Origin of the sequence: Faecalimicrobium dakarense (assembly GCF_000499525.1) — a bacterium.
GTDB lineage: Bacteria > Bacillota > Clostridia > Peptostreptococcales > Peptostreptococcaceae > Faecalimicrobium > Faecalimicrobium dakarense.
This window is the reverse complement of record NZ_HG529230.1, coordinates 1-25,454: the sequence shown is the minus strand read 5'-3', so window position 1 is coordinate 25,454 and position 25,454 is coordinate 1. Positions and strand designations below refer to the sequence as shown.

The 25,454-nt window shown below is 29.6% G+C and carries 23 protein-coding genes and 1 other annotated feature; of the genes, 1 reads left to right on the top strand and 22 read right to left on the bottom strand.

Translation table 11 applies throughout. The features are described from left to right. Positions 1–19: 19 nt before the first annotated feature. On the bottom strand, positions 20–862 hold the full coding sequence (locus BN899_RS00980; RefSeq protein WP_042271665.1) for a DegV family protein: 843 nt from the start codon (positions 860–862) through the stop codon (positions 20–22). Between the two features lie 222 nt (positions 863–1,084). Between BN899_RS00980 and BN899_RS00975 the strand changes: the two genes are divergently transcribed. Beyond that, positions 1,085–1,645: a TetR/AcrR family transcriptional regulator gene (locus tag BN899_RS00975; protein WP_042271658.1), complete on the top strand. Its 561-nt coding sequence runs from the start codon at positions 1,085–1,087 to the stop codon at positions 1,643–1,645. Between the two features lie 29 nt (positions 1,646–1,674). On the opposite strand, the gene BN899_RS00970 is transcribed toward BN899_RS00975, so the two are convergent. The 21 genes from BN899_RS00970 to BN899_RS00870 form a co-directional block, all read right to left on the bottom strand. Beyond that, entirely contained in the window at positions 1,675–2,529 is an 855-nt protein-coding gene (locus tag BN899_RS00970; protein ID WP_042271655.1) for an ABC transporter ATP-binding protein, read from the bottom strand. Further along, positions 2,529–3,611, bottom strand: a complete 1,083-nt coding sequence (locus BN899_RS00965; RefSeq protein ID WP_042271653.1) for a FecCD family ABC transporter permease — start codon at positions 3,609–3,611, stop codon at positions 2,529–2,531. Before BN899_RS00965 ends, BN899_RS00970 begins: the two co-directional genes overlap by 1 nt. Further along, the gene (locus BN899_RS00960) at positions 3,611–4,633 is read right to left on the bottom strand and encodes an ABC transporter substrate-binding protein (protein WP_042271650.1); all 1,023 of its coding nucleotides are present in this window, start codon (positions 4,631–4,633) and stop codon (positions 3,611–3,613) included. The genes BN899_RS00965 and BN899_RS00960 overlap by 1 nt, the downstream gene beginning before the upstream one ends. Positions 4,634–4,778: 145 nt before the next feature. After that, on the bottom strand, positions 4,779–5,048 hold the full coding sequence (locus BN899_RS00955; protein ID WP_147568463.1) for a hypothetical protein: 270 nt from the start codon (positions 5,046–5,048) through the stop codon (positions 4,779–4,781). A 278-nt stretch (positions 5,049–5,326) separates the two neighbouring features. Beyond that, positions 5,327–7,015 (bottom strand): AbgT family transporter, encoded by a 1,689-nt coding sequence (locus BN899_RS00950; RefSeq protein WP_042271644.1) that lies wholly within the window; start codon positions 7,013–7,015, stop codon positions 5,327–5,329. 185 nt (positions 7,016–7,200) lie between these two features. Then, positions 7,201–8,889, bottom strand: a complete 1,689-nt coding sequence (locus tag BN899_RS00945; RefSeq protein WP_042271641.1) for an AbgT family transporter — start codon at positions 8,887–8,889, stop codon at positions 7,201–7,203. Positions 8,890–9,370: 481 nt separating this feature from the next. Next, positions 9,371–12,478, bottom strand: a complete 3,108-nt coding sequence (ileS, locus tag BN899_RS00940) for an isoleucine--tRNA ligase (RefSeq protein ID WP_042271638.1) — start codon at positions 12,476–12,478, stop codon at positions 9,371–9,373. A 92-nt stretch (positions 12,479–12,570) separates the two neighbouring features. Then, positions 12,571–12,881, bottom strand: a binding site (T-box leader). Positions 12,882–12,954: 73 nt separating this feature from the next. After that, positions 12,955–13,491 carry a DivIVA domain-containing protein gene (locus BN899_RS00935; RefSeq protein WP_042271635.1) on the bottom strand — a complete coding sequence of 179 codons (537 nt, stop codon included), beginning with the start codon at positions 13,489–13,491 and terminating at the stop codon, positions 12,955–12,957. A 10-nt stretch (positions 13,492–13,501) separates the two neighbouring features. Beyond that, positions 13,502–14,287: a YlmH family RNA-binding protein gene (locus BN899_RS00930; RefSeq protein WP_042271633.1), complete on the bottom strand. Its 786-nt coding sequence runs from the start codon at positions 14,285–14,287 to the stop codon at positions 13,502–13,504. A gap of 11 nt (positions 14,288–14,298) precedes the next feature. Then, a complete protein-coding gene (locus BN899_RS00925) occupies positions 14,299–14,559 on the bottom strand; it encodes a YggT family protein (RefSeq protein ID WP_042271630.1) in 261 nt (86 codons plus the stop codon). A 26-nt stretch (positions 14,560–14,585) separates the two neighbouring features. After that, entirely contained in the window at positions 14,586–15,047 is a 462-nt protein-coding gene (locus BN899_RS00920; RefSeq protein WP_147568462.1) for a cell division protein SepF, read from the bottom strand. A 33-nt stretch (positions 15,048–15,080) separates the two neighbouring features. Further along, positions 15,081–15,779 carry a YggS family pyridoxal phosphate-dependent enzyme gene (locus tag BN899_RS00915; protein WP_042271623.1) on the bottom strand — a complete coding sequence of 233 codons (699 nt, stop codon included), beginning with the start codon at positions 15,777–15,779 and terminating at the stop codon, positions 15,081–15,083. 13 nt (positions 15,780–15,792) lie between these two features. Next, positions 15,793–16,899 (bottom strand): HlyD family efflux transporter periplasmic adaptor subunit, encoded by a 1,107-nt coding sequence (locus BN899_RS00910; RefSeq protein ID WP_052356480.1) that lies wholly within the window; start codon positions 16,897–16,899, stop codon positions 15,793–15,795. A gap of 312 nt (positions 16,900–17,211) precedes the next feature. Next, positions 17,212–18,684 carry a stage IV sporulation protein A gene (spoIVA, locus tag BN899_RS00905; protein WP_042271621.1) on the bottom strand — a complete coding sequence of 491 codons (1,473 nt, stop codon included), beginning with the start codon at positions 18,682–18,684 and terminating at the stop codon, positions 17,212–17,214. A gap of 84 nt (positions 18,685–18,768) precedes the next feature. Beyond that, positions 18,769–19,791, bottom strand: coding sequence for an NAD(P)H-dependent glycerol-3-phosphate dehydrogenase (locus tag BN899_RS00900; RefSeq protein ID WP_042271617.1), 1,023 nt, complete (start codon positions 19,789–19,791; stop codon positions 18,769–18,771). A 27-nt stretch (positions 19,792–19,818) separates the two neighbouring features. Then, entirely contained in the window at positions 19,819–20,427 is a 609-nt protein-coding gene (gene plsY, locus BN899_RS00895) for a glycerol-3-phosphate 1-O-acyltransferase PlsY (RefSeq protein WP_042271614.1), read from the bottom strand. 23 nt (positions 20,428–20,450) lie between these two features. Continuing rightward, positions 20,451–21,776, bottom strand: coding sequence for a ribosome biogenesis GTPase Der (gene der / locus BN899_RS00890; protein WP_042271611.1), 1,326 nt, complete (start codon positions 21,774–21,776; stop codon positions 20,451–20,453). 14 nt (positions 21,777–21,790) lie between these two features. Then, a complete protein-coding gene (locus BN899_RS00885; protein ID WP_042271608.1) occupies positions 21,791–23,119 on the bottom strand; it encodes a radical SAM protein in 1,329 nt (442 codons plus the stop codon). Positions 23,120–23,281: 162 nt separating this feature from the next. After that, the gene (locus BN899_RS00880) at positions 23,282–23,482 is read right to left on the bottom strand and encodes a capping complex subunit for YIEGIA (RefSeq protein ID WP_042271605.1); all 201 of its coding nucleotides are present in this window, start codon (positions 23,480–23,482) and stop codon (positions 23,282–23,284) included. 1 nt (position 23,483) lies between these two features. Next, a complete protein-coding gene (locus tag BN899_RS00875; RefSeq protein WP_042271602.1) occupies positions 23,484–24,416 on the bottom strand; it encodes a YIEGIA family protein in 933 nt (310 codons plus the stop codon). A 20-nt stretch (positions 24,417–24,436) separates the two neighbouring features. Then, positions 24,437–25,369 (bottom strand): YIEGIA family protein, encoded by a 933-nt coding sequence (locus BN899_RS00870; RefSeq protein WP_042271599.1) that lies wholly within the window; start codon positions 25,367–25,369, stop codon positions 24,437–24,439. Positions 25,370–25,454 lie beyond the last annotated feature (85 nt).

The following is a 25,454-nucleotide window of genomic DNA, read 5'->3' as shown; positions in this document are numbered from 1 at the left end:
TTTTTTTATATTTATTTAATTATAATATACTTACTAATATTGCTCCTTGTGCTGTATAAGTTCCCATAACTGATCCAACTTCGCTTATAACTATATCTTTAAATTTATGATTTTCTTGTATTAATTCTTTTACCTTTAATGCCTTATCTAGACAGTTTGCATGACCTATTGAAAGTCTTTTTCTTTCGCAGTTTGTTGCATTTACATCAACATATTCTAAAACCTTCTTTAATGTTCTTACTTCTCCTCTAGCTTTGTCTATAGGCTTAACAACACCTTCTGTTATATGAATTATAACTTTAAAGTTTAATGCATTTATAATACCGCCTTTTATTGCACTTATTCTTCCGCCCTTTATTGCATTTTCTAGAGTTTCTAAAGCTCCATAAAATACTACTTCTTCTTTACACTTTTCTATTTCTTCAACTATCTCATCTATATTTTTTCCTTCTTCTATTAGCTCAGCAGCTTTTATAACTAATAATCCCGCTCCTACTGATCCACTTGCAGTATCTATAACTTCTATTTTCTTATTTCCGTTTTCTTTCATAAACATATCCTTTGCAAGTACTGCTGTGGAATAAGTTGCTGATAATTTAGATGTTAAAGTTAAAACTAATACACTCTCTTCCTCACATTCATAAGACTTAATAAATCTATCTGGTGATGGGCAAGATGTTTTAGGCAATTCTTTTTGTTCATTCATTTTTTTATAGAAAGTTTCATTATCTATATCAATTCCACCAACGAAGCTATCTTCTCCAAATAAAACATTTAATCCAATCAAATCTATATTATATTTGTCTATTATCTCTTTTGGTAAATCACATGAACTATCTGTTACTAACTTTATTTTATTCATATTAATTATAACCTCTCTTTTATATAATTTCATATCCAATCTTCTCAGTCGGTCGAACGACCGATTATTAATTATTATTTTATACTTATAGGTATTAAAAGTCAATAAATACTTTCTATCTAAGTTTTTTCAATGTGTTGGCGTGTTGACAATAGTATTTTGCAAGTTTATAATATTATTGACTTATACCATTTATCCATTAAATGTAGAAAGGTTAAATTTATGAAATCAAATAATAATATGAAACAAACAATTTTGATATCGGCAACTGAGTTAATTACCCAAAACGGAATAAAAAAGACGAGTTTAGCTGATATTGCAAAACATGTTGGAATAAGTAAAGGTACATTATACTATCACTATGCTTCTAAAGATGATTTAATATGTGATATTGCTGATGTGCACTTAAAAATAATAACTAAGGCTGTTTTAGACTGTGTTCAAAATGTACAAGCTGATAATTCTAAAGATGAAATAATAAAATCTATACTAGAAAAGATATCTACTATAGAAGGTACTGGTAGAGTGCATATGTACCTTCTTTGTGAAGCAATTACTGGTAATGACCCTTTAAAAGATAGAATTAAATTAAACTATATAAATTGGAGAGCTACTCTAAAAACTGAGATTGAAAGAACATTAAATGGTAATAATGAGTCTGCTGAATCACTATCTTTCTTATTAGTATCTATAGTTGACGGACTAGTTGTTCAAAGTTTATTAAAAACAGAAAAGATTCCATTTGAAGAAATTGCAACATTTTTAGTAAATCATTGGTGCTAAATAAAAAAGAGATGCTAAGCATCTCTTTTTTAATATACATGTTGATGGTGATGTGAATGAACTCCATTAAATCCATCTTCATGAATATGATCATGGCCTACTCCATTTACATGTTCATGGCTATGCATAAATGAAACTTGTAGCCTATTGTTTATTGGATTAACTCCTACATAAGCATTTACTCCAAATACTTCTTTTAACATTTCTGATGTTATTACTTCTTCTACTGTTCCGAATTTTATTATTTTACCTTTATTTATAAGTATTAGATAGTCACAATACATAGATGCTATGTTCATATCATGAATAGCTGACAATGTAGTTATATTTAAACTTTTAACTAAATCCATAAGCTGTATTTGATATCCTATATCTAAATGATTCGTTGGTTCATCTAATATTAAAAAATCAGTATTTTGAACTAAAGCTCTGGCAATTAACGTCCTTTGTTTTTCTCCCCCTGATAAATTTGAAAAACTTCTATCACCATAGTTATCTAATCCTACTTTTTCTAACATTTCCTTAACCATTTGCAAATCACTTTTTGAGTAATCTTCAAAAGTAGATTTATATGGATAACGTCCCATTTTTACTATTTGTTCAACAGTAAAATCAAATTGTGAGTTACTCTCTTGTGCCAAAACAGCAATTTCTCTTGCACACTCTTTGTCCTTCATCTTAGATAAATCTTTATTATCTAAAAACATTTCCCCACTAGATGGCTTATATAATCTATATATATTTTTAAGTAAAGTAGATTTACCCGAACCATTAGGACCTATAACTCCAACAAATGATCCTTTTTCTATATCAAAAGATATATTCTTTAAGATTTCATTTTTATCTATATTAAATCCTAAATTTTTAATTTGCAATTTAATCATTAGTCTTTTCCTCCAAATGAATAGTTTTTCTTAGATATAAGGTATAAGAAGAATGGTCCGCCAACTAATGAAGTTATTATACCTATAGGTATCTCTATTGGAGGGAAAAGCCCTCTTGCAGCTAAATCTGATAATATTAAAAATATCGCTCCTACTAATGATGAAAGGACTATAAGTTTTTTGTGGTCACTTCCAGCTATTGTTCTACATACATGAGGAACTACAAGACCTATAAATCCTATTGCACCAGTTATAGCAACTAACGTTGATGTTAATAAAGTTGCTAAAATTATTAAAATTGATTTTACGAATTTTACATTTATACCAAGTACTATTGCACTATCATCTCCTAAAAGTAATACATCTAATGATTTTGACATTATAAATGATATTACTACTACTATAACCAATGCTATAAAAGGAATTAACAATACATCCCATTTAGCTCCACCTAAACTACCTATAGTCCAAAACAATGCATTTTTTGCTTGGTTAGAATTTTTTGCTGAATATATAAGTAGATTAGTAAGTGCAGAAAATATTGTCGATATTGCCATACCCGAAAGCACTAACCTTGTTGTTGATGTAGTTTTTCCCATTTGTGTACCTATTGCGAAAACTAATATTCCAGATAATATTGACCCAATAAATGCTCCCCCAGTTATACTACTTATCCCAAGTGTCGATATCCCTCCAAGTACTATAACTGCTACTGCACCACAAGATGCTCCTGATGATATACCAAGTATATATGGCTCTGCTATTGGGTTTTTAGTTACACATTGCATAAGTACTCCACATAAAGCAAGACCTGCTCCACAGATAGCCCCAAGTATTACCCTTGGTAGTCTTATTTCCCATATTATATTTTCAAACATTGTATTCCAAGTTGGCTCAAACATCGTTCCATTTGATAACTTATTAAGTAATACTTTATACACTACTCCAGGTTCTATATATGTACTACCTATAGCTATAGCACCTATTATGGTTACTACTAAAACTATACTAAGCGCTATAGTCCAAAATAAGAAACCCCTCTTTTTAGAAAGGTTTCTTGTTTTTTGAACGCTAATATCCATTATTTATTTTCTCCATAGAAGTATCCGTGCATTTTTTCTATAACTTTAGAATTTCTAACTCCTGGAGATAAGTCAGCTAATCCTACAACGTATATTTTATTATTTTTTATAGCATCTACATTTTTAAGTGCTGGGTGCTTTTTTAAGAAATCTATTTTTTCTTGTACTGGAGATCCTGCAAGGTAATCAGTAACTACTATAACTTCAGGGTTCTCTGCAACTACACTTTCCCAAGTCGCATTTATGTAAGGTTTATTTTCTTTTCCAAATACATTTTTTCCTCCTGCAAGTTCTATTAGGTTATTTGCAAGTCCACCACCTACTGCCATAGCTTTATCTTCTCCTGAATCATAAACCATAACCTTAGGTCTATCCTCTTCTTTAATCTTTCCAGCTTTATCAGTTACATTTTTTATATCGTTTTTCATTTTATCTACAACTTCTTTAGCTTTATCTTCAACACCAAATATTTTTCCTAATAAATCAAAATCTTCATATACTGTTTCAACTGTTGCATCTGGCGAATATGACTTAGCTAAAAATGGTGTTATATCATTTTTTATAAGTTCATCTGGTGCTCCTGTTGTTTGCTCACTTATTGACATATCCCATCCACTAACAAAATCTGCTCCTGTTGCCATGAATGCTTCTTTTGATATAGAATGTCCTTCTCCTATTTTAAGCTCTGGGATTTTTTTGTAAGCTTCTTCAAATTCAGGAAGTATTGGGTTGTCTAAAAGAGCTGTTCCAACCATTCTATCCCCTAAATCTAGAGCAAGTAGCATTTCTGTCATAAATTGAGATAATGTAACTGCCTTTTGACGTGGAGTATTTACTTTAACATTGTAATCTTTAGCTCCATCAGAGTATACAAATTCTACAGGCTTAAAATTGCTTGATTCTACCTTTGTCTCTGGTGATTTACTTTCTGGTTTATTAGATGAACATCCAACAGCACTTAGAGTTAATCCTGCTATAGCTAGTACTACTAAAAATCTTTTTAAACTTTTACTCTTAATCATATTTATCTCCCCTAATACTTTATTTTTATTTATATATTTATTAAAAAAACCATGAAGTTATATATAATGGCATACAAAATACACCTTATAATTTAAACCTTCATGGTTTTAATTTATTTATTTAATTGTATATTACTTTCTATCTTTATTCATGAGTGTGCTCATGATTGTTTGAATGGTCATGTCCGTGTTCATGGGTATGTTCATGGTCATGACTATGAGTACCTGTAAAACCATCTTCATGGTTATGGTCGTGCCCTACACCATTTGTATGATCGTGGTCATGTCCGTGTTCGTGAGTGTGAACATGAGAATGGTCATGATTATGACTTCCACAACAGTTATCTCCACCATTTCCACAGCATCCATTTAGATGTGGATTATGATGAAATCTTAAATTATTTCTCCCTAACATTATGTATCCTCCCCTTATGTAAATAGATACTTCAGTACCCCTCTTCTATTTCATCATACATTTTTTTACATTTTATGTAAACAAAAAATAATTTTTTCAGAAAATTTAGTCTTATACATTTTTATGTATTTATCAACATTTTTATGCATTTAATTTTATTTTTTATATTATATTTATTTTATTTAAAATAAAATTTTATTTTTGATAATTATATATTTAAATACCTTTAATTATAAAAATAGAGCTATCTCTGTTTTGAGATAGCTCTATTTTTTATACTATATAAAGAATGATTGTCCTGGACCTACTGGAAGTCCTATTAACGCCCAAATTATTGCAAATATAGTCCATCCTACTAAGAATGTCATCGCTATTGGCATCATCATAGTCATTAAGTTACCAACACCAAAATCTTTTTTATATTTTTGTCCAAATATTACTACAACTCCAAGATAACTCATTAATGGAGATATTATATTCGTTGATGAATCACCTATTCTATACATTAACTGTATACCTGCTGGACTAAATCCTGCAACCATTAGCATTGGTACAAATATTGGTGCAAGTAATCCCCATTTAGATGTAGCTCCACCCATAAATAGATTAATAAATGCTGTTAAGAATATAAATGCTACCATTAATACCATAGACATAAACATACTTCCTTCTGGTATTTTAGAAACTAATTCAGCTCCTATTGATGCAACCCATACTCCTAAATGAGAGTCATTGAAGTAGTTTATAAATTGTGCAACAAAGAATAATATAACTATTATTGGAGCCATATCAGCCATTGCTTTAACCATTGCTGGTACTATATCAGTACTCTTTTTAAATTTACCTGATTTAAAACCATATACTAATCCACTTACGGCAAATATAACAAACATTAACATCATTATCATATCACCTTTGAAGAATATAGAGTCTAAAAATCCTGTTGTAACTGAAGTCAATGCTAACTTACCATCTTCACCTATGCTAGTTAATGGTACCGTAGTTGATAAATCCCCTACTACAGGTATAACATTATTTTTATCTATTGGTAATGCTGCTAATACTATAAGTCCTACTACTAAAAGCAATATTTTGTTAGTAGATTTATATGCATCTTTTTCTACTTGACTTATTTCATGATCAGGTTCTACATTAGCTTCTTTTTTATTAAAAGACCCTAATCTTGGTTCAACAAATTTATCTATAACTATTGTTCCTAGTATCATTATTATTGCAGTTGATGCCATCATGAAGAACCAATTGCTCGTAACTGATAGTGTTCCTGCTAAATTAGTAGATGCCATTGCATCTCCTGTTTCAGCTGCTGCTTGAGTAAATGGTAATAATAATGCATCAGTTGAACTTACAAAAAGGTTTGCACTAAATCCACCTGAAACCCCTGCAAATCCAGCTGCAAGACCTGCTAATGGATGTCTTCCTAATGTATAATACATTAGTGCTGCAAGTGGTATTAATACAACATATCCTGCATCTGAAGCAACGTTAGACATAACTCCTAAGAATATAACAACTGGAGTAACAAGCTTCATTGGAGTAGCATGTACTATACTTTTCATTGCCATTGATAAATATCCGCTATTTTCCATTAAACCTATTGCTAACATTATTATAAGTATTGCGCCTATTGCTTTCATATCCATAAAGTTTGCTATAGCTGTTCCTACAATATAAGATAAACCATTAGAGTATGTTTCCGCTACTGTAGTTCCTGTAGCTCCAACTTTTAGAACTTGAATTGGTTCTTGACCTAACAAGTTGTTTATTGGGAAGTCCCCTAACGGTGTTTTAGCCACTACACCTGCCGTCCCAAGTATTGCTGATAATACTAGTACAAATGCCGCTATGTATATAAACATTAGTACCGGGTGAGGAAGTTTATTTCCAAGACTCTCTATCTTGTCCATAAACCCCTTCCTTTTCTTCTCTTGCTTTGCACTTACATCCATGTAAAATTACCTCCTCAATTATATTTTATTAATAATTGCCAAGTTAATTCTAGCACAGCTTAATAACGTTTTCATTATTTTTCCAAATTTTACAAAAACTTTTTTTATATATTTTATAAACAGTATCTATAAAAAAAATTTTATAAAAAAATAGACTGATATATTATCAGTCTATTTAATATTCATTATATAAAGAATGATGCTCCTGGTCCTATTGGTAGTCCTATTAATGCCCAAGCTATAGCAAATAATGTCCATCCTATTAAGAATGCCATTGCTATTGGCATCATCATCGTCATTAAGTTCCCAACACCAAAATCTTTTTTGTATTTTTGTCCAAATATTACTATAACTCCAAGATAGTTCATTAATGGAGATATTATATTTGTTGATGAATCACCTATTCTATACATTAACTGTGCACCTGCTGGTGTAAATCCTGCAACCATTAACATTGGTACAAATATTGGTGCAAGTAATCCCCACTTAGATGAAGCTCCACCCATAAATAAGTTAACAAATGCTGTTAAGAATATGAATGCTACCATTAATACTATAGACATAAATCTACTGTCTTTTGGTATCATTCCAACTAAATCAGCTCCTAATGAAGCAACTAATACTCCTAAGTGAGAGTCATTAAAGTAGTTTATAAATTGTGCAACAAAGAATAATATAACTATTATTGGAGCCATATCAGCCATAGACTTAACCATTGCTGGTACTATATCTGCACTCTTTGCAAATTTTCCTGACTTAAATCCATAAACTAATCCACTAACAGCGAATATAACGAACATTAACATCATTATCATATCGCCTTTAAAGAATATAGAATCTAAGAATCCTGTTGTAACAGCAGTTGCTGCTAATTTACCGTCTTCACCTATGCTAGTTAATGGTACTGTTGTTGATAAATCACCAACTAAAGGTATAGTATTACTTTTGTCTATCGGTAATGCTGCGATTACTATTAATCCTATTACTAAAAGTAATATTTTATTAGTAAATTTATATGCATCTTTTTCTTGTTGAGTAGCCGCATGATCTGGCTCTATGTTCGCGTCCTTTTTGTTGTACTTACCTAATCTAGGCTCTACAAATTTATCTATAACTATAGTTCCAAGTATAATTATTATGAAAGTTGATCCCATCATAAAGAACCAGTTACTTGTAACAGATAATGATCCTGCTAAATTAGTTTGTGCCATTGCATCTCCTGTTTCAGCAGCTGCTTGAGTAAACGGTAAAAGTAGCGCGTCTGTTGAACTTACGAATAAGTTTGCACTAAATCCTCCAGAAACCCCAGCAAATCCTGCTGCAAGTCCTACAAGTGGGTTTCTTCCTAATGTATAATACATTAATGCTGCAAGCGGTATTAATACAACATACCCTGCATCTGAAGCTAAGTTAGACATTATACCTAAGAATATAACAACTGGCGTAACAAGCTTCATTGGAGTTGCTTGTACTATACTTTTCATTGCCATTGATAGGTAACCACTGTTCTCCATTAATCCTATTGCTAACATTATTATAAGTATTGCACCTATTGCTTTCATATCCATGAAGTTATTTATAGCTGTCCCCACAACATATGCTAAACCATTAGAGTATGTTTCCGCTACTGTTGTTCCTGTAGCTCCAACTTTTAAAACTTCTATCGGCTTTTGACCTAATAAGTTATTAATTGGGAAATCCCCTAATGGTGTATGAGCTACTACACCTGCCATCCCAAGTACTGCTGATAATACTAACACAAATGCCGCTATGTATATAAACATTAATACTGGATGCGGCAGTTTATTTCCAAGTTTTTCTATCTTGTCCATAAAGCCTTGCTTTTTCTTTTCTTGCTTTACACTTACGTCCATACAAATATTCCTCCCTAAAATCTTTTTGAATTAAAACAATTATTGCTAGGTTAATTTTATCACATTTCGACACCGTTTTCTTGTTTTTTCTGAAAGTTCTAATTTTTTTACAAAATTTCTTGTATTTATTTTATTTTATATAGCATCACCCCATCCTTACTTTATTTTTTAAAGCATTTTTCATTTTTTACTTTTTCATTTTTTCTATTTTTTTGTTATTTTTTATTTATCTTAAGTATTTTCAAAATTTTACCGTATTTTTTAATTTCTAAAAATTCTAAATATATTATATTTTCTTTTTATTGAAATATCGTTATTTATTCACGCAAATAAATTCATATATAAAAATTTATATATATATATATGTAATATCTTTATATAAATTTTTTATAAAATATGATTTAATTTCTAACAAAATTTTATTATTTTGAATAAAAAAAGCCCTTATAAATTATTTATAAGGGCTTTTCTATTAATATACTTATTTCTTTATAACTTTTATTCCAGTCATATGGTCATTTAAATTATGCTTTTCTAAACTTTCATCTTCAACTCTAGTTACTTTTAGTGCTAAAGTTTCAGATTTTATATATTCTTCAAAGTTTTCAACTGCTTTTGCTATTTCATCATCACAAGAGTACTCTATATCTATATTATCTAGTACATCAAAGTTAGATGACTTTCTTATTTGTTGTATCTTAGATATGAACTCTCTAGCATATCCTTCATTTATTAACTCTTCACTTAAAGTAGTATCTAATATAACAAATAAGTTATTTTCCATAGATACATTGAAACCTTCTTTAGCAGCTATGTTTATTAATACATGCTCTTTATTAAATTCAAAGTTTTCTCCATCTATATCAACATTTAAAGCTTCACCGTTTTCTAATTTAGGTACAACTTCTTGTGCATTTAATTTATTTAGTGCACCAGCAAAGAATTTCATCTTAGCACCTAATACCGGTCCTAGTACTTTGAAGTTTGGCTTTAAGCTAAAGTTCATGTATTCTCCTAAATCTTTAGCAAATACTACTTCTTTAACGTTAAGCTCTTCTTTTATTAAGTCAACTACATCGCTTATAGTATCTTCAAACTTACCATCTACTAATACTTTTTGTATTGGTTGACGTACTTTTATTCTAGTAGCTTCTCTTGATGCTCTACCTAAAGTAACTAAGTTTTTAACTAAGTCCATTTTTTCCTCTAACTCATTATCTAATAAGTCATTATTGCACTTTGGATAAGAAGCTAAGTGAACTGAAGTTTCTCCTGTTAAGTTTCTGTATATCTCTTCTGCTATATGAGGAGTAAATGGAGCTATTAATCTACAAAGCTCTGTTAATATTTCAAAAGTAGTATTATAAACTGATTTCTTATCTTCTGTTAATTCAGTTGCCCAGAATCTTCTTCTTGAACGTCTTATATACCAGTTAGATAAATCTTCATTTATAAACTCTTGTATAGTTCTTACAGTTTTATTTAATTCAAATATTTCTAAGTTTTCTTCAACTTCTTTCTTTAAGTTGTTAAACTTTGATAATATCCATCTATCAAGTTCTGGTCTATCTTTGTAATCTACAAAGAACTCAGTTGGATTTACACCATCCATATTTGCATATAATGTGAAGAAGTTATATACATTTTTTATAGTTCCTAAGAACTTACTTTGAACTTCTTTTAATCCATCTACGTCAAATCTTGTTGGTGTCCATGGTGGAGATACATATAATAAGTACCATCTTAAGGCATCTGCTCCATGTTGATCAAATAATTCAAAAGGATTTACAGTGTTTCCTCTTGATTTACTCATCTTCTTACCTTCTTTATCTAGTACAAGGTCATTAACTAATACTTTCTTGTATGGAGCTTTCCCCATAACAAATGTAGATATAGCAAGTAATGAATAGAACCATCCTCTAGTTTGATCTATACCTTCACAGATAAAGTCTGCTGGGAATAATTCTTCAAAGTTTTCTTTATTTTCAAATGGATAGTGATGTTGAGCAAATGGCATAGATCCACTATCAAACCAGCAGTCAATAACATCGCTTACTCTTGTCATTGGCTTACCACAACATTCACATTTTAAATGTATATCATCAACATATGGTCTATGAAGTTCTACTGTTTCTGGATTTACATCTTCTATAGCTTTTTGAGCAAGTTCTTCTCTTGAACCTACAGAATCTTTATGTCCACATTCACATCTCCATATATTTAAAGGAGTTCCCCAGTATCTACTTCTTGATACTGCCCAGTCATTTAAGTTTTCTAACCAGTTACCAAATCTACCTTCACCTACGAAAGATGGATACCACTCAACAGTCTTATTGTTTGCTATTAGTTGATCTTTTAATTTTGTCATTTCTATATACCAGCTTGGCTTAGCATAGTATAAAAGTGGAGTTTGACATCTCCAACAGTGAGGATAGTTATGAGCTACCTTTTCTTTGCTGTATAATTTATTTTCTGCGTGTAACCATTTGATTATTTCAACATCTAGGCCTTCTTCCATAACGAATTTACCAACCCAAGGAGTAGCTGTATACTTACCTGTTTCATCAACTGGTTGTAATACTGGTAAATTATATTTTCTACCTAAGTTATAGTCATCTTCACCAAATGCTGGCGCAGTATGAACTATACCTGTACCATCTTCAGTTGTAACATAATCACCACAAGTTAGGAAGAATGCTTTTTCATCAGTTTCAACGAAAGGCATTAATTGTTCATATTGTATATACTCTAAATCCTTACCTTTCATTTCAGCTAATACTTCATAGTCTTCACCTAATACTTTATTAGCTAATGCTTTAGCTACATAGTATACTTCATCATTTTGCTTAACTTTTAAGTAGTCAACTTCTGGACCTACAGTTAAAGCAACGTTTGATGGTAATGTCCAAGGAGTAGTTGTCCATGCTAAGAAATATTCATCAGCATCTTTTCTTTTAAATTTAGCTATTACAGTATTATTTTTTACTTCTTTATACCCTTGAGCAACTTCGTGTGAAGCAAGACCTGTTCCACATCTTGGGCAGTATGGAAGTATTTTATGTCCTTCGTATATATATCCTTCTTTATTGAACTTATTTAATATCCACCATACAGATTCTATATAGTTATTATCTAAAGTTATATAAGGATTATCTAAATCTATTTCATATGCCATTCTCTCAGTCATATCTCTCCATTGTTTTTCAAAAGAGAAAACTGATGCTCTACATTTTTCATTAAATTTATCTATACCGTAAGCTTCTATTTGTTGCTTATCTGATAAACCTAATTCTTTTTCTACTTGTATTTCAACTGGTAATCCATGAGTATCCCATCCAGCTTTTCTTTTTACTTGATATCCGTTCATAGTTTGGTATCTACATACAGAGTCTTTTAAAGTTCTAGCTATAACATGGTGTATACCTGGATTTCCATTAGCTGTTGGAGGTCCTTCAAAGAATACAAAACTTGGATCATTTGCACCTTTTTCTAAAGTTTTTTCTAGTATATTTATATCGTTCCAGTACTTCGATACTTCAGCTTCTGCTTGTTTAACAGAACTGTCTACTAAAGGCTTAAACTTTGCCATAATATCACCCTTTCAAAATTTATTTTAATTAACATAATCTACTATTTTTCATTAGTTTGTTAATTTTTTGTATTAAAAAACTCGCCCCCAATAAAAGGGACGAGTATTAATCGCGTTACCACCCTAATTCTATATATTTTTATATAAAAATATATAGCTCTCTAAAGTATAGTATAACGGCACTAACCGGCTCAGCTTAATTAAAATTCGCTTTGCTCATTTCGCCAACGATACATCTTCGCTACCGCTTCAGTTGTATCCGTTGCTCAAAATTCATCTTTGCTTGTTTTGTTCAGCTTGCAGCTTAGGAGTGATTTTCAACTTTATAAATTTATTGGCTCTCAGCAATTACCAACTCTCTGTGAAATTATCTAAAATCTACTGTCTCCATCTTTGCTTTTAAAATTATATTTAAGTTTATACTATGAAATTTTATAATAAGTGTTTAGAATAGTCAATATTTTTTTGAAAATTCATTAATCTAAAGTTGCAGCTACTTCTTTTTCCTTATCTAAATCTAGATTATACATAGTTTTAGTTTCAAATTCTACAAGCTCCTGATTATCTACATTATAAAATATTTCATCTATACTTCTTATTTCATCTTCTAGTAAAGATTTGAATTTATTTCTAAATACTTTAAATTCTTTTGTTAAATAATCATACTCTTTTCTTATTTCTATAACACGATTATTAGCTTGTTCTACAATTTGTCTTGATTTTAAATCAGCTTCTTCTACTATTATTTTAGCTTTTTTGTTTGCTGCACTACAAGTATCTTCAGCTGCAGTTTGAGCTGTTATAAGTGTAGCTTTTAATGTTTCCTCTATATTTTCATATTTATTTATTTGGTCTTGATATAATCTTACTTTCTCTTTAAGTTCTGAATTTTCTCTATATAATAATTCATAGTCTTCTTTTATTATATCTAAAAATTCATCTACATCTTCCTCTTTATATCCTCTTAAAGCCTTTTTAAACTCTTTGTTTTCTATTTCAATTGGAGTTAGCATATATTACCTCCTATATTATTAGCTTAGCTTGAATTTTTATTCTGCCTTTTTTTGTAATATCTCCCACTTGAACTATCTTTGCTCTTCCTTTGCCCCTAACAGATATCAATGAATCATTATCAATTTCTTTAGATGGGGAAGTTACTTTTTCATAATTAACTTGGACTCTTTCACCATTTATGTACTTTAAACTTTCTTGCCTAGATATATTATAAAGTCCACTTATAATACAATCTAATCTATCTGATGATACAGTAAAAGATAGGTCTTTATAATTTAATTTACTTGGTATAATCTCACTTCTTGAAATTTCAGATACTGATACATTATTTCTTGATACTTTATTTAAATTCATAATTATAAAATCACATATGTCACTACTAACTATTACCTGGCAAAAGTTATCATGTATAATTATATCTCCTACTTTTTCCCTTTTTATCCCTAGGTTCATAAGAGCACCTAAATAGTCCTTATGAGATATACTATTAAATTTAAAGTTTCCTTCTACTTGTATAAATTTCAAACTGTTTTCTATATCTTCATATTCCATATAAAATGGGTATATAAATATTGTACTTCTCTCACAGGCTTCATATCCACCATCAACAGTGTACTTTATATCGCTGTTTGAATTTAGTATAGCTACTGCATTTTTCACTTCATAAGGGTTAAGAAAATCAGTATGTTTAATGTCATAGTTTTTCAAAGTAGAGTTTACTTTGTCTATAACTTTAAACATCTTATTTTTTAAATCAATGTCTTTTATATGATTAGTTAATTTTAATTTGTCCATTTATACCACCTTTAAAAAAATAAAGGAACTAGCACATTTCTTAATAATGTAAGTACTAATATAGCTATAAGTGGAGTGAAATCAACTGGTCCATTCATATACTTATAAGTTATATTTCTTATTGGATCCTCTATTGGATCTGTTATACGAGATAACAGATCATATAATTGACTTTGATACCCTCCTGGAAACCAAGTCAATAAGCTTCTTACAACTATAACACCTATTAGTATATCAAATAGATATCCCAGAGCTGTTCCTATTACACCCATATTAAAAACCCCTTTAATTATTTATTTTATTTATTATTTTGCCAAGGGAAAAGTGTCTTGCTTTCTAATTCTTTCTTTAAATTAGCATCTATATCTACATTATTTGGAGCTAATATAAATATAGCCTTAGATACTTTTTGTATAGTACCTTCAAGTACATATACTGCACCATTCATAAAGTCAAATATTGATTTACGAGCTACTGCATCATTTAAGTTTTCTAAATTTACTATAACTGCTCTTTTTTGTTTTAAGTGATCAGCTATAGTTGTTACTTCGTCATATTTTTTAGGCTCTACTATTACAACCTTCATATGACTTGAAGCATGTAAATTTACAATTTTAGCAGCTTTAGAATTCCCTATAGAATTAAATTCTTCCATTGCATCGCTTTCTCCTACGGCTTCTTCGTACTCTTCTTCTTCATATTCATACTCGTCTTCTTCCATAAACCAATTCTTTAATTTAGATATCATTCCATCTCCCATTATTAACATCCTCCTTAGTATTTATTCCTATCACTAATTATAGTTTCTCTTTCCAAATATCGATGTACCTACTCTAACCATATTAGAACCTTCTTCAATCGCTACTTGGTAATCATTGCTCATTCCCATAGATAGATAATCCATAAAAACATTATGTATATTTAATTTATCTATTTCTAAAGATAAATTTTTAAGACCTTTAAAGACAGTTCTTACTTCATTTTCATCTTCGCTAAAAGGTGCCATAGTCATAAGACCTTTTATTCTTATATTTTTATAATTTGTTGATACTTCCTTTATAAATTCTATAACATCTTTCTCTTCTAGTCCATGTTTACTTTCTTCTTTTGATATATTAACTTGTACTAAGCAGTCAATAGTCCTATCTATTTTCTCTGCACGTTTTTGTATCTCTTCACATAAAGCTTGTCTATCTAAAGAATGTATCATATGTACTTTATCTATTATGTACTTAACTTTATTGGTTTGTAAACTTCCTATTAAATGCCAATTAACTTTATCTCCTATAACCTCATATTTTCTAGCTAACTCTTGAGGTTTATTTTCACCTACATCAGTTACTCCATTGTCTATAGCTTCTAATACAGCATCTACATCTACTGTTTTTGTAACTGCTAATAATGTTATTTCTTCACTATCTCTATTAGATTTATTTGCACTCTCTTTAATATTATTTCTTACATAATTTAAATTTTCTTTAATAGTTTCCATTTTATCGCCTACTTTATTTTAATATTTTAATATTTTTATTTATATTGTTAGGTTTTAAAATAATTTCATCATATAAACTAACAGTTTTTATATCATTTATATCATTTTTATAATAATCTATAAATATAAAATCGTCATTTTCATATTCTATGCCTTTTAGTTCTTTAAACTCAATATCTTGAGTTTGTTCATTAACTACATATACACCTTGCTTGTCATCTACTGTTTTTATAGATTCTTTAGGTATTTTCAAACCTTCTATTTGTTTATATATTATATCAAATTCTTCTACTCTTGTATCGTAAATTCCTACATTTTGCTCACTTATTTTAAATATAACTACAAAGTTTTCTTCATCTTTGTACATTTTTTCAACTTTTGCGTTCATTTTTTCATTTTTTAAACCTATAGATACATCTTGATTTATTTTAAATAACTTTGACTCCTTCTTATCTATATATACGGCTATATACATGTTATTATTATCTACTATTCTCGCTACGGCATCTCCTTCTTTAACTTTTTCTCCATTTTCCTTAATCTCTTGGATATTATTATTAGCTGACTTTATATCTTCTTTAGTTATACTATTTAGACTTTCTAAGTTATACTTTTCTTCATTTTCATCAAATTTATAAGATAAAATACCGGATATATTGCTATTTATATTTTTCATACTTTTATTTTTTTGATTACTTAGTACTTTTTTTTGTTCTTTTTTAGTTTGTAAATTTTTTAATGTTATTTCATTGCTCAGTTTACTAGATTTATTCTTTGAACTTTTTATAGTATTTTCAAGTTCTTCAATTTCTTTATTTAGTGCATTTATCTCTTTATTCAAATCTTCAATATCATTATTTATGTATATACTTCCTATTTCTTGAGATTTTCTAACTTTTTCATGTTCTTTTGCTGATAAATTTAATTCTCCACTTTCAGGTGCTTTTACTAAATACTCATTTCTTATTATTAATCCTTTTTTTGTTATCTTAGCTTCTAAGTCTTCGCTTTCTAATAAAAAAGTTGTTGTTGTTTTACCAAGAATTAATAATAAAACTTGAAATATAATATAAATAAAAACTCCCAATATTAATATATTAGAATATTTGATTTTTCTCATAGTACCATCCCCTACTTCAGTTAAATTATTTATACTATTTCTTCAAATCATATTGTATTCCCTTTTACTCATTACAATAAAAACAATACATACTTTTATTATTTTCTACTAAAACATTATGATATTTTCAATATATTCCATTAACTAATTACATTCATCAAAAATTCGCTTCGCTCATGTCGCCAACGATGTGATACTTGTATCCACTCGATCACATCCGTTGCTTAAAATTCGCTTCGCTCGTGTCGCTAACGATGTAATAAAAAAAGGACAAGTTTTAATTTTATAAAACTTGACCTTATATTTTATTTATTATAATAATATAGTAATTATATTACTGCTGCCTTCATTAATAATTTTTTGTAATGTTCTTTGTATTTTTACTCTTATTTCTTCTGGCATAGTATATAACTTACTTTGTAATTGTTCTTTTACTAAATCATGTAATGACTTACCAAACATATTAGATGCCCATATTTCATTTGGATTTTGCTCAAATTCATCTAGTAAATATTTAATCATTTCTTCTCCTTGATTTTGGTTTCCTACTATAGGAGATACCTCTGTTGATATGTCTGCTTTTATTATATGAAGAGATGGAGCATTAGCTTTTAATTTTATTCCATATTGTTTTCCTTGTTTGATTATTTCAGGTTCTTCTAAGCTAAGTTCATCTAAAGATGGAGCTACTACACCATATCCTTTAGTCTTAGCATCTACTAATGCACTTTCTATTTTATCATACTCATTTTTAACTCTAGATAATTTAGTAACTAGACTTAATAACTGGTGGTCTCCTTCTATTTTGAAACCACTCTTCTCTTCTAATACATTGTAGAATAATCCTTGTTTTGCAGTTAAATCAATACTTATAACTCCTTCACCAAGCTCTACATTATCTACTTCTGTATCTTCTAAGAATTCTAATTCTGAAAATCCTTGTACGATACTATCTATATCTCTTATTTTTCCTATTTCTGCTATACTTTGTTTTAATGTAAATATTATATTGTTTTTAATCCAGTGATTATTTTCTAATCCTTCTACCCATTGTGGTAAGTTTATTCTTATTTCATTTAATGGGAAATCATATAAAACTGTTTCTAAAACATCTTCTATATCATCTTCATCCATTGCTACTACATTTAGTGGTACTATTGGTGCATCATATTTTTCTTCTAATTCAGCTCTTAAAGCTTCAGTTTCTTCACTATATGGATCTAGTGTATTTAATACTATTGCAAATGGCTTATTTAAAGATTTTAATTCACCTATTACTCTTTCTTCTGCTGAAACATAACTTCTTCTATCTATTCCTGTAACAGAACCGTCTGTTAAAACCACTATACCTATTGTTGAGTGGTCTCTTATAACTTTTTTAGTTCCTATTTCAGCTGCTTTTTCAAATGTCATAGCATCTTGTGACCATGGAGTTGATACTAATCTTTGTTTTCCTTCTTCTTCGTGGCCTAATGCACCATCTACTATGTACCCAACACAATCAACCATTCTTACTTTCATAGAAACATTGTCTCTAATTTTTATTTCTACTCCATCAGCTGGAACAAATTTAGGTTCAACAGTCATTATTGTTTTCCCTGATCCACTTTGTGGAATTTCATCTTGAGTTCTTTCTTTTTTGAATTCATTTTCTATGTTCGGTAATACTAATTTTTCCATGAACTTTCTTATAAATGTAGATTTTCCTGTTCTTACAGGCCCTACTACACCTATATATATATCCCCTTGTGTTCTTTTCGCTATGTCCTCATATATGTTGTTCATATAATTCCCCTCCTGCATATAGTTTCTTAATAAATTATATTTTAGGGATGTCATTATTATTACAAAAATAAAAAAAAGCTAGGATTAAAATCCTAGCTTATCATTTACTATTTCTTCCATTTCATGAGTTTTATTTCTCATCATTAATTCTATTACTACTTCATTTGCACTTGCACCTTGATGTAGCACAGAATATATGGCATTTGTTATAGGCATATCTATATTTAGTTTTTTTGCAACTTCATATGCTACTTCTGTAGCTGTTATACCTTCAACTACCATTTTTACTTCTTTTAATGTTTCATCTAAACTCTTTCCTTGTCCTATAAGTATACCAGCTCTTCTATTTCTACTATGCATACTTGTACAAGTAACTATTAAGTCTCCTATACCTGAAAGACCTGCAAATGTAGATACATTAGCTCCCATTGCAGCTCCAAGTCTACTAATTTCTCTTATACCTCTAGTCATTAGTGCAGCTTTTGCATTATCTCCAAGACCTAGGCCATCACATACACCTGCTCCAAATGCTATAATATTTTTTAAAGCTCCTCCAAGTTCAACTCCTACTATATCAGGATTTGTGTAAACTCTAAATTTAGGACTCATAAAAATATCTTGAACAACTTGAGCTACTTCTAAGTTATCTGATGCAACTACTACTGTAGTTGGTATATCTTTAGCAACCTCTTCTGCATGAGATGGTCCAGATAAAGTTACATATGGATTGTTAGGTAGTTCTTGTTCACAAACCTCCGATAATCTAAGTCCAGTTCCTCTTTCTAAACCTTTTGCAACATCAACAAGTATTTGTTCCTTATTCACAAATGGCTTTATCTGAGATGAAACACTTCTTATAGCTTGTGATGGAACTGCTAAAACTATAATTTTACTATTCTTTACAGTTTCTTCTAAGTTTGTACTTACAGTTATATTATTTGGAAATAATACTCCTGGCAAATAATCTATATTTTCTCTAGTTTTATTTATTTTGTTGGCTTGTTCTTCATTTAAAGTCCACATACTTACTTCGTAGCCTTTTTTTGCTAGTACTAGAGCTAGGGCACTACCCCAACTTCCGGCTCCTAATACACATATTTTTTCCATGTTAAACACCACCTAACCATACTAAAATTATTCTTTCTTTTGTCCTATTTTTCTTTCAGTTCCTTTTAGTAATCTTTTGATATTTTCTCTATGAGTATATATAACAGATATGGTTAAAAATAAGGTTACTAATATACCTTTTTGATTTTTTAAAAACATCATTATTATTGGAGACATAGCTATTCCAACAACTGACCCTAGCGAAACATATTTAGTAATAGCTACAATTACTAAAAATACTAAAAAACAAGATAATGCAATTATAGGATTGACTGCTATCATAGCACCTAATGAGGTTGCAACACCTTTTCCGCCTCTAAATCCTAAGAAGGCTGGCCAGTTGTGTCCACATACAACACCTACAACTGCTATATATCCAGCAGTAGCTATATCTAATCCTGCTGATTTAGCTATTATTTCAGCTATAAATACAGCTATCATACCTTTTAGCAAATCTCCTATAAAAGTCATTGCTCCGGCTTTTTTTCCAAGGGTTCTAAGTACATTTGTTGAGCCTGCATTTCCAGACCCTTGAGTTCTTATATCTACCCCCGTCAATCTTTTAGCAACTATATAAGAAGTAGATATATTTCCTAAAAGATATGCAATTATTATAATAATTATATAGCTAATCATATTGACCCCCTTAGGTAAAACTATTACTTTCTATTTTTTTCTCTGTATTCAAATTGTACTGGTGTACCTTCAAATCCAAAGTTTTCTCTTATTTTATTTTCAAGATATCTTTGGTATGAGAAGTGAGTTAAGTTCTTATCATTTATAAATAATGTAAACTTAGGTGGTTTAACTCCTGTTTGAGATCCATAGTAAATTTTTAATCTCTTACCTTTGTCTGATGGTGGTTGATTTAACATTACTGCTTCACCTATTACATCATTTAAAGCTGAAGTTGAAACTCTCTTAGCGTGTTCACTTGCAACGTATTCAACTGTTTCTAATATTTTGCCCATTCTTTGGTTAGTTTTAGCTGAAACAAATATTACTGGTGCATACATCATGAACGGGAATTTTTCTTTTACTTCTTTAGTGTAGTTGTTTAACGTATGGTTGTCCTTTTCTATTAAATCCCATTTATTAATTACAAATACACATGCTTTACCTTCATCATGAGCTATACCTGCAACCTTTGTATCTTGCTCTGTAAATCCTTCTGCAGCATCTATTACTATTAGTACAACGTCTGCTCTATCTACTGCTGCCATTGATCTTATTACACTGTATTTTTCTACAGTTTCATATATTTTACTTTTTCTTCTAAGTCCTGCTGTATCTATTAAAAGGAACTTTTGTCCATTCTTTTCTACATAAGTATCTACTGCATCTCTAGTTGTTCCTGCTATTGGACTTACTATAACTCTTTCTTCACCTAATATATTATTAAGTATTGAACTTTTACCTGCATTAGGCTTACCAGTTATAGCTACTCTAATTATATCTTCGTCATATTCAGTGTTTAATCCTTCTGGGAAATTTTGAACAACTTCATCTAATAAGTCTCCAAGTCCCATACTATTTGCACTTGATATTGCAAAAGGCATACCAAGTCCTAATTCGTAAAAATCATATACATTATCAAATTGACTTTGACTGTCTATTTTGTTTACAACTAATATTACTGGCTTCTTAGTTTTTCTAAGAATTTGTGCTACTTCTCTATCTGCTGCTGTTAAACCTGCTTTTCCATCAACAACAAAAAGTATAATATGAGCCATATCCATAGCAAGCATAGCTTGATTTCTCATATGAGATAATATTATATCTCCATTATCTGGCTCTATACCTCCTGTATCTATTAATGTAAAGTAATGATTTAACCACTCTACTTCTGTAAATATTCTATCTCTAGTAACTCCTGGAGTATCTTCTACTATAGATATTCTTTTTCCCGCTAATTTATTGAATAATGTTGATTTACCAACATTAGGTCTTCCAACAACTGCAACTACTGGTCTATTATCGCTCATAATATTCTCCTTTCTTATTTTAAAATTTTATCTACAAAGTCTTTTCCTTCATTTAAGCAAGGTATAACTTCAATTTCCATAGTTTTTATTAATTCTTCTAATGTTATATTATCTAAGAATATTTCCTCATCTGCTTTAAGCATACTTCTTGGAATATATAAAGTCTCACCTAAATCTTTATCTTTTAACTGGTCTATTATATCAGTTGCAGTTATAAGTCCTGAAACAGTAATTGTCTCTCCAAAGAAATTATTTACTATTTTATAAACATTTATCTCTACGTCTTTGCATTTTTCCATTATAGAATTAGCCATGCTTTTTATAAATTCATATGCAGAGTGTCCTGTAGCTATTGATACTTTCTTTTTCTTAGATATTTTATCTGGTGTTAATATTTTTAATTGGTCTTGTATTTCTCTTTCAAGCTTACTTATCATACCAACGCCATTTTCAAACTGGATAAATCCTTCATACTCATCATACTCTAATAATTTTTTGTTAGCCATTATATAAAATTCATCTGATAAAAATATAAATCTTGTTCCTAGTTCTTTAAGATATTTATCTTGTAGTTCATTTACTAAATCAATAGTTCCTCCAGCTGTTTTTTCATTAAATATTTCTAAGTTTGGAAGATGTTCTCTATGCTTAGTTATTCCAACCGGAACTGCTGCTGCACTATTTACATATGGATATAATTTTGATAAATCCGATACCGTTCTAACTAATTCTTCTTTATCATTATATCCAGGACATAATACTATTTGACAGTTCATTTGTATCTGAGCTTCTGCTAATCTTTGCATTATACTGTATAGTCTACCTGCAAATTTATTCTTAATCATCTTTTGTCTTAACTCAGGATTTGTTGTATGAACTGATATATTTATAGGACTTATTCTATATTTTATAATATTATTTATATCTTCCTCACTCATGTTTGTAAGAGTTATAAAGTTACCTTGTAAAAATGATAATCTTGAATCGTCATCTTTAAAATAAAGTGTTTCTCTCATTCCTTTTGGAAGTTGGTCTATAAAACAAAATACACATTTGTTTCTACAACTTTTAGCTTGGTCTATAATAGGGTTTGTAAACTCTATTCCTAAATCTTCATCATAATCTTTTTCTATCTCGTATACATATACTTCTCCATTGATTTTTTTTATTTCAACTTCTAAGTATTCATCACTTAATAAAAATCTATACTCTATTATGTCGTGTACTGCTTGATCATTTACCGAGATTAATAAGTCTCCAACCTCAATACCTAATTCATTTGCAATACTACCTTCATATACTTTGCTTATTATATTATTTACTTTTTTAACATTTACTTCCATAAATTATCACCACTTTTCTTTCGTAAATACATCATATTATAATACCATGTTTTGATAAAAATAGTCAATATTCCCCATAATTTAAAAGGTACCTATAGGTACCTTTTAAGAAACGACCTATTTTATATAGTCGTTAGAGATATGAGTAAAATGAATTTTAAATTAATGTTTAACTATAATTAACGTTCCATTAGTCATATCATGGACCATACCACTTACACATTTTGCCATAAGCATTGCTTTATGTTGTAAGTCTTTTTCGTTATCTGCGTAAAATATCGGGCATCCACCACCGTTTTTCATTTCTTTATTAGTTGTTATTATAGCTAGTGTATATTCATTTAATCCTATATTCATTCCCATACTACATACTTCCTTTCTTACCTATTGTGTAATTTTTAAGTGATAAATTTTTTCCTTTTGCACTTGATAAAATAGGGCATGACTTAACTGCTTCTATCGCTTTTTCTATATCTTTCTCAATCGGTATATATGCTATCATTATACTTTCATTTTTAGGATTACGTCTTGGAAGTGGCACAAATGCTGGTTCATTGTGTTCTCTAAGTAGTCCTAATCTTGAGTATAAATTATATACTATAGCTTGTCTTTGTCCTGGGTCATATAGTACTCCAGCATTAGTATAGCTTTTATCTTTAGGTATAATTTCTAACCCTATACCTTTAGTTAAATATCTCTCTCTATCACTTTTAAGACCTATATTTGTTATTCCTTTTAAGTCTCCTATTTGCATTATCGAACCATCTACAAAGCTTATTTTGGATTCAACAACATCTGCAATATCCCCTATACTTTGTCTTGTTAATAATTTTTTAAGTATAAAAGCTAAAGCTAAACCTAAGATTGCACTTATTATTAAGCTAGGAGTCTTTCCTATCTTGAGATCTGACACAATCATATAATATACACCTACTGTTATAAGTGACGTTGTAATACACATATAATTTCTTACTTCATAGGTTCTTGCTATTTCTTCTATAAATGCCTCTCCTCTTTTTACTAGCTGAACATCTTCTAAGTTTTGGAGAGTGTTTCTTCTACTTTCTCTTACTTGTCTAAACTGCTCAGCTGCTAATGATAAAAACGTTATCGATGTATACGATCTGTTTATTAAAGCTGGCACTAATAATGCACCTAACGAAGATGCTACAAACGCAAGTACAATTTGAGATAATAATATATTTGGATGTGCTGGGTATTGTTTTTGGTCTAGATTTAACATTATCAATCTAGATATCATACCTATTGCAAGTCCTGTAAAAAATACTCTATCCATTTTTCCACCTCTTTATCTAACTATTGTGTTTTCATCTTATAAGCACTTTGTTTTCCTTTAGCACTTTCTATAATAGGAACACTTTTTACTACTGCTATCATAGTATCTATATCCTTTTTTATAGGTATATACGGTAAAACAACCGTCATTTTATCCAAATCAGTTCTTGAAGCTGTTATAATATCTTTTTCATCTACATCCTTATCTATGCCCATATGAATAAATATATTATGTATTATGGCGTCTCTTTGACCTAAATCATTTACTATACCAAAATCACCTATACTCTTTGGAATTATTTCTATTGCTAAACCCTTTTCTAAATATCTCTTTTTAGTATCTTTTAAACCTATATTAGTTATTACAATATCATTTACTTTTAAAATAGGTCCTTCAAAGTGTATTTTAGCAGGAACTACATCTGCTATATCACCAATACTATTTCTTCTTAAATACCTTTTAAATATAAATCCTACTATAGCACCTACAATAGATGATGATACTGTACAGTACCAAAATCCTAGGTTAAATCTTCTAGCAAGCGTTATATACACCACAGATGCTGCTAAAGCTGAGAATAAACTTATATAGCTTCTTGCCTCATATGTTGAAGCTATTTCTTCCACATATGCAGACCCCTTAGGAACTAATTCTGCATTATCAATATTTTCTAATGTAATTCTTTCTTGCTGAGCTAATCCTTGGAACTGTTGTATTGCAACTGCAAAAAATGTTAATGCTGAAAACTCTTTATCTAAAAGAGCTGGCAATGCTATTGCTCCAAGAGATGCAGAAAGCCCAGATATTATTATTTGCTCTAAGTAATCTTGAGGTCGACTTGGGTATTGTCTATCTGTAACTCTTAGTACCAATCCTCTACATAATATCCCTATAATTAAAGCAACTAAAAATGCATGTCTAAATAAGCTGTCATCTAATACACTATCATTCATTGTTTCAACTCCTTTTGTTTTGTACAACTAGTTATAATTTATAAAATTACTTATAATCTTAGTTTGCACAAAAAACAAAAAAAAA